Annotated in this window: 6 protein-coding genes; 3 read left to right on the forward strand and 3 right to left on the reverse strand. The window is 41.3% G+C overall.

The genetic code is table 11. The annotated features are described in order from the left end of the window. The coding region (locus tag IM462_RS16535; RefSeq protein WP_287715399.1) for an ABC1 kinase family protein at nt 1-1,528 on the forward strand (1,528 nt) is incomplete at its 5' end. Between the two features lie 142 nt (nt 1,529-1,670). Then, the gene (locus tag IM462_RS16540) at nt 1,671-2,156 is read left to right on the forward strand and encodes a DsrE family protein (RefSeq protein WP_002777498.1); all 486 of its coding nucleotides are present in this window, start codon (nt 1,671-1,673) and stop codon (nt 2,154-2,156) included. Nucleotides 2,157-2,252: 96 nt separating this feature from the next. On the opposite strand, the gene IM462_RS16545 is transcribed toward IM462_RS16540, so the two are convergent. Further along, the gene (locus IM462_RS16545; RefSeq protein WP_287700887.1) at nt 2,253-3,311 is read right to left on the reverse strand and encodes a tocopherol cyclase family protein; all 1,059 of its coding nucleotides are present in this window, start codon (nt 3,309-3,311) and stop codon (nt 2,253-2,255) included. 2 nt (nt 3,312-3,313) lie between these two features. Here IM462_RS16545 and IM462_RS16550 point away from each other — a divergent pair, with 2 nt between their 5' ends. Further along, nucleotides 3,314-4,564 carry an FGGY-family carbohydrate kinase gene (locus tag IM462_RS16550; RefSeq protein ID WP_287700903.1) on the forward strand — a complete coding sequence of 417 codons (1,251 nt, stop codon included), beginning with the start codon at nt 3,314-3,316 and terminating at the stop codon, nt 4,562-4,564. A 153-nt stretch (nt 4,565-4,717) separates the two neighbouring features. Here the strand turns inward: IM462_RS16550 and IM462_RS16555 are convergent, their stop codons facing one another. After that, nucleotides 4,718-5,299, reverse strand: coding sequence for a thioredoxin family protein (locus tag IM462_RS16555; RefSeq protein ID WP_002777504.1), 582 nt, complete (start codon nt 5,297-5,299; stop codon nt 4,718-4,720). A 153-nt stretch (nt 5,300-5,452) separates the two neighbouring features. Further along, nucleotides 5,453-6,608, reverse strand: a 1,156-nt coding sequence (gene glmU / locus IM462_RS16560; RefSeq protein ID WP_287715402.1) for a bifunctional UDP-N-acetylglucosamine diphosphorylase/glucosamine-1-phosphate N-acetyltransferase GlmU, incomplete at its 5' end; no start/stop codon positions are given.

Consider the following 6,608-nt stretch of genomic DNA (forward strand, 5'->3'; position numbering starts at 1 on the left):
ACGGCAAAGGAGAGCGAAATGGTTAGTTGATCGCCTCATGAATTTGGGACCAACTTTTATTAAAATTGGACAATCTTTATCGACGCGAGCAGATTTAATTCCGCTCGAATATATCGAACAATTAACCCAATTACAGGATCGGGTTCCCGAATTTAATAGTCAAGAAGCGATCCGAGTTATTGAAACAGAATTAGGACAACCCCTAGATAATTTATTTGCAAGTTTTAGCGTTTCTCCCCTCGCTTGTGCCAGTTTAGGACAAGTTCATCGAGCGCAGTTATTAAGTGGAGAAGAAGTCGTTATTAAGGTACAAAGACCGAATCTAGAAAGACTATTTAATCTCGATTTTGAATTGTTACATCGTCTCACCCGTTGGTTAAATATTTTCCCCGTGGTGAAAAAATATAATTTAGAAGCTATCTATCAAGAATTCTTTGAGCTACTCTTTCAAGAAATCGATTATATCCATGAGGGTAAAAATGCAGATCGCTTTCGGGAAAATTTTAAGAATTATCCTCAAGTAAAAGTCCCTTTAGTTTACTGGCAATATACCACCCGCAAGGTATTAACTTTGGAGTATGTACCCGGGATTAAAGTCGATGATCGAGAGACTTTACTAGCTAATGGTATTAACGTAGATGGGATTATTCAACTGGGGATATGTTCCTATCTCAAACAACTATTACAGGATGGTTTTTTCCAATCGGATCCCCATCCGGGTAATATGGCAGTTAGTCAGGAAGGGGAGTTAATTTTCTACGATTTTGGCACGATGTTCGAGTTAAAGTCCGTCGCTAAAGATCAAATGATCGAAACCTTTTTCGCTGTCTTGAGAAAGGATACGGAAACAGTCTTAAAAACTCTGGTGTATATGGGTTTAATTGAACCCGTTAGAGATCTGCAACCCGTGCGAAATATCGTCCAGTTTCTCTTAGATGAATTTCGCGATAAACCGGTAGATGTGAGGGTCTTTGAACAAATTAGCGATCAAGTGTATTTAATGTTTAAACAGCAACCTTTTCGCTTACCTCCCCAAATGACTTTTATTATTAAATCTGTCACCACTTTGGATGGGATTGCCCGCTCTTTAGATCCTCAGTATAATTTATTAGCAGCTAGTCAACCTTTTGTGAAAAGTCTAGCGGTATCAGGAGGAACTACCAACACCATGCTTACCCTAGCTAATCAAGCTCGCACTTTTTTTCAACAACAATGGCAAAAAGGTAATAAAAACGAAAGAATGATCCGTCAGTTAGAGGAAAAGATCGAGCGAGGAAATTTAGTTTTTCAAGTTAAGTCACGGGAAAATGAGCGACTTCTGAAAAGAATTTATCTGGGAATTAAAGTATTAATTAATGTCTGTCTATTGGGATTTAGCATTATCTCAGCCATATTTTTATTAGACACCAACTATAGCAAACTAGCTATTATTCCCTTCAGTTTAGCGGGGTTATTTGGTTTATTTTTTTTGCGTTCTTCCCTAGCTTTATTGATTCAGGAAAGATTAGATAAAATGTTAGATAAGTAAATAATTATCATTTTTATTAGTAGATGGTTTTTGTTATCCGCAACAAAAATTAAAGTTTGACAGGCTGTCTGTTGACAAGATTTTCCAGAAGTTATCATAATGAAAATGTTTTCATTGCACCCAGCAGCAAGAGGACAAGAAAATGTTATTAAAATCTTTAGCCCTTGGTTCCCTTGTCGGATTATCCTTAGTTACATCTATCCCAGTCTTGGCTAATCCTTCCCTTTCTCCAGTACAAACTAACGAAGCAATAATCGCTGTCGGTCAACAAAAATCCGATTTATTTGTTAATTTAACCACCGATGATCCTTGGCGAGCTGCAATGGCCATTGGTGTCGCCACCAATATGCTGAAAAAAGGTCACTCAACCACCATTTTTTTGAATATTACAGGGGTACACCTGGCAGCGACGACCATTCCTCAACACACTAACGGTATCACCGGTAAAACCCTGCAAGCAATGTTAGTAGATTTCATCAGTCAAGGGGGAAAAGTCTTAATTTGTCCCTCCTGTATGAAACAAGCAGCCATAAAACCCGAAGATCTAATTGCCGGTGTGGTGACAAGTTCCCCCGATTCCCTAGAAGCAAATTTATTTAAGGAAACGGTTAAAGTAATTAGCTGGTAATCGAGCATTTTCTAGAGAATATCGAGGCTGCATCTCAATGTTGTCTGAGATGCAGCCAGATAACTGGATATTCTCCCCTCGTAATGGTGATTTAAATCACTGTTTAATCCAAGCTGATGGCCAAATACCGCCAATTTCGAGACCAGCTAGACGACTAGAGCTATTTATAAGGATTTTACCACGACTATCAGCCAATTTTATCGATAATTTACCTTTGAGTGTATCTTGACAAGCAAAACAGAGACCTTTTTCCGTGGGTACACGCACGCGATCGGGAGGATGATCACTGATCCCGATTAAGACAATGGTATAATCCTCGTTGGTTGCCCTCATTTCCCAGTATCCCCAGGGTTGCACTGTCCAAGTTAGTTGAGAATTCCAGATATCAAACTTATAAAAGCGATTTTGCCAGTGAATACCGATAATTCCCACCGATTCCGTCCAGTTAAGAACTTTCCGGGTAGAACCCACTGCGGTTAAGGTTAAATCGGGATTTTCAGGGAAAGCATTACAATTAATCCAAAACCACTTTTCGGGGAAAGAATAACCCCAATTTTTCTCGCTATAAAAAGGTACATTCTCAAAGGGGTAATTTTTTCCCCGATGGGTAATCATTCCCGTTGCTAAACCATGAGCAGTTAAAATCTGCCAACCCGGGTCAAAAATCGGTAAATAAGATAATATTCCTGCTGTTGCTTGGGGTGAACGCTTTTTATCTCCCCAACTGTACCTAGTTTCAACGCGATAATCCCATTGACAGATTTCTCCAGTGACGGGATCATAAATTCGTCCTTGCTGCTGGTTTGCTGTTGCTTGATAACCTTCTTGAATAGACTCAAAAAAATCTGACGAAGAAAGCAAACAGGGACGGGTTTTTAAGTTAGTTTTTCCCCAATGGATAATGGCTAATTGCTGACGACTTGCCCAAAATTTATCCGTATCGGGAAAAGTGCGACAAAGATAATTAGATTCTATGGCTAAAATTTGTACCGCTCCGCCGCTATTGACTTGACCGCCGCTTGGGTCTTGAATAGAATACATAAAGGCGAATCCGTCGGCTAATTGCGGAATCATGACTCGGAAGTACCAACCTTCAAAGAATCGGGGAGTGATACCATCCCAATGGTAGCCAGAATGAGGGGGTTGTGAAGACATCAATGGGTTTATCTTTAGGTATTGATTTTGGCACGTCGGGAGCGCGAGCGATTGCTATTGATTCTAGCAAAAATATCGTCGCTGAGGTTCATTATCCCTTCACTAATGCCAATTTTCAGGATTGGCAAAAGGCCCTATTTTATTTATTGGATAATCTAGGGGATTCGGTGCGTTCAGAACTTAAATCGATCGCGATTAATGGTACTTCCTCGACGGTGTTATTATGTGATAATTGGGGTAATCCTCTTTCTGAGGCGATATTATACAATGACGGGCGAGGAATTGCCTTTTTAGAAGCAATTAAAGCTATAGCACCCCCTCACCATCCCGTAATTAGTGCCACCTCTAGTTTAGCCAAATTACTTTGGTGGAGTCAGCAAGAAATTTTTTCCCAAGCGCGTTATTTTCTCTCGCAAGCGGACTGGTTAGCATTTCTGCTGCACGGTAAACTGGGAATTAGTGATTATCACAATGCCTTAAAGTTAGGTTATGATCTCGAAAATCTCTGTTATCCCGATTGGTTAGAGAATTTACCGATGTTTAATTTGCTACCGGAAATTTTTGCCCCGGGTACAGCGATAGATACTATTAAACCGGATTTAGTGACTCGTTTTGCTATCCCGAAAGATTGTTTAATTTATACGGGAACCACCGACAGTATAGCGGCATTTTTAGCCAGTGGTGCTAATTCTTTGGGGGCTGCAGTGACATCTTTAGGTTCAACTTTAGTTTTAAAGTTATTAAGTAGCCAGAAAGTTGATGATAGTAACTATGGCATCTATAGTCATCGTTTAGGAAATTTGTGGTTAACCGGTGGGGCATCGAATACGGGAGGAGCGGTGTTAAAGAAGTTTTTTTCTGATCAAGAATTGAGAAATTATAGTTTAGCAATAGATGGACAAAAAGAAAGTAATTTAGATTATTATCCCCTCCTAAAAGCTGGCGAGCGCTTTCCCATTAATGATCCTTTTTTACCCGCAAAACTGACTCCCCGCCCCGATAATCCTCTAGAATTTTTACATGGTTTACTAGAAAGTATTGCCCGCATTGAAGCTTTAGGTTATCAGCGTTTACAGGAATTGGGAGCCAATAAATTAGAGCGAGTTTATAGTGCGGGTGGTGGGGCAAAAAATTCGACTTGGAGAATAATTCGTCAGCGTCATTTAGGAGTTCCTGTGCTTTTATCTAAACAGGAGCAAGCAGCCTATGGTACTGCCTTATTAGCACAGCAATCGGTTACGCTCTTGAAATAGTCTCATAAGTAGGGTTTGCGGCAAAAAGCTTGTTGGTGGGGTTAGGAGCCGGTCGTCAGGAGTCAGGAGATAGGAGATTATTTTATTTATTCTCCCCACACCCCACACCCCACACCCCACACCCCACACCCTACACCCTACACCCTTCGTTAATTAACCATAATAGGGTGGCTCATTACCCGGTTTCCATTTGATATTACAGCCTAAACTAGGTTTTTGCTCCGTCGGCACCGGTTGACCGCTTAAAACCTTGTCAATAGCGGCCCGGAGATCTTTGCCTGTCACCGGTACACCATTACTAGGACGACTATCATCCAATTGACCGCGATAGACTAGAATCCGCTGACTATCAAAGAGGAAAAAATCGGGAGTACAGGCTGCCGTGTAAGCTTTCGCCACTTCTTGGCTTTCGTCATAGCATAAATTGAATTTAAAGTCAAGGGTTATCGCCATTTTTTTCAAATTTTCCGGCGAATCATCGGGATATTTCTCCACGTCATTAGAACTAATGGCGAGGATGCCCAGATTGGTGTTAGCATAATCGCAACCTAGACGGGTAAGTTCTTCTTGAATGTGTTTAACAAAGGGACAATGTTCACAGAGGAAGATGACTAACAGAGCGGTTTTAGCCGCAAAGCTGTCCAGAGAGATAGTTTCACCCGAAACCACATCGGGTAAGGCAAAACTGGGAGCTTTTGTCCCCAAATCTAACATTGTGGACTCGGTGCGTGCCATAAAGTTTTTACTCTTTTCTATAGGGAGGACTGAGATTTTTATAGCATTTCATGCTTCATCGCGCAAATTTAAGCCATCGACCAGCATCAGTAAACAGCAATCAGTAAACAGTGAACTGATAACTGATAACTGATAACTGATAACTGCCATAATCTACTGAAACTGATTTGACCAATTTTCGACCACATACTGAGGTTCCCGAGCAATAACTAAAGCGTTATCGGGGACATTTTTAGTGATAGTTGAACCAGCGGCCACAGTGACATTTTTTCCTAATTCTAGAGGAGCCACTAAAACACTATTTGCCCCAGTTTTTGTGCCACTGCCGATCATAGTTTGGTGTTTTTTCACCCCATCGTAATTAGCAGTAATTGTTCCCGCACCAACGTTCACTTTTTCCCCTAAAGTGGCATCTCCCAAATAGGATAAATGGGCAATATTGGTTTTATTGCCGATGTCACTTTTTTTAATTTCAACAAAATTACCGACTCGACAATTAGCACCAATTTTCGCTTCTCCGCGCAAATGAGCATAGGGACCGATGCGACAACCAGAATCCACCTGACTATCAGAAATAACCGAAAATAAGACCGTCACATCGCTGCCTATGCGACTATTTTCGATTAAACTCCCCGGACCTATACGACAACCAGAAGCGATTATCGTCTCACCGCGCAGATGGGTTTGGGGTTCAATAATCACATCGGCACTGAGAGTGACAGTATCCTCAATGGTGACACTATCGGGGTCAATAATGGTGACTCCGGCGGCCATCCAATCATCTTTGACTCTAGTTTGCAGGATATCATAGGCGGCGGCCAATTGTTTGCGATCGTTAATGCCGCTAATTTCTAAACAGTCCTCCACATCCACAGCCATGACGGGATCGAGAAAATTGACCACATCCGTGAGATAATACTCACCCTGATCGTTATTGGGCGTTAAATTAGGCAGTATAGCCGCTAATTTTGACCAATTAAAGCAGTATATACCTCCATTAATCCGGTGGTTTTGTCGTTGGGCATCGGTACAGTCTCTTTCTTCGACAATCTGCTTAACGAGATTATTGCCATCACAAAAAACTCGACCGTAACCTTTCGGGTTAGGAAGGTTAGCAGTTAAGAGGGTGGCAGCGTTACCATGGTTTTTATGAATCTGGAGAAGATTTTGCAAGGTTTCGGGACGCAACAGGGGAACATCGCCATTTAAGACCAACAAATCCCCCTGAAAGTCCTCTAAATGGGGGATTAACTGCTGAATAGCATGGCCAGTGCCTAACTGTTCCTTTTGTTCAACAAATTCGATATCC

This window comes from Microcystis sp. M144S2, assembly GCF_020246065.1.
GTDB lineage: Bacteria > Cyanobacteriota > Cyanobacteriia > Cyanobacteriales > Microcystaceae > Microcystis > Microcystis ichthyoblabe_A.

Coding starts and splice junctions, on each gene's coding strand:
- IM462_RS16540 (WP_002777498.1), top strand. CDS start 1,671: ATGTTATTAAAATCTTTAGCCCTTGGTTCCCTTGTCGGATTATCCTTA.
- IM462_RS16545 (WP_287700887.1), bottom strand. CDS start 3,311: ATGTCTTCACAACCCCCTCATTCTGGCTACCATTGGGATGGTATCACT.
- IM462_RS16550 (WP_287700903.1), top strand. CDS start 3,314: ATGGGTTTATCTTTAGGTATTGATTTTGGCACGTCGGGAGCGCGAGCG.
- IM462_RS16555 (WP_002777504.1), bottom strand. CDS start 5,299: ATGGCACGCACCGAGTCCACAATGTTAGATTTGGGGACAAAAGCTCCC.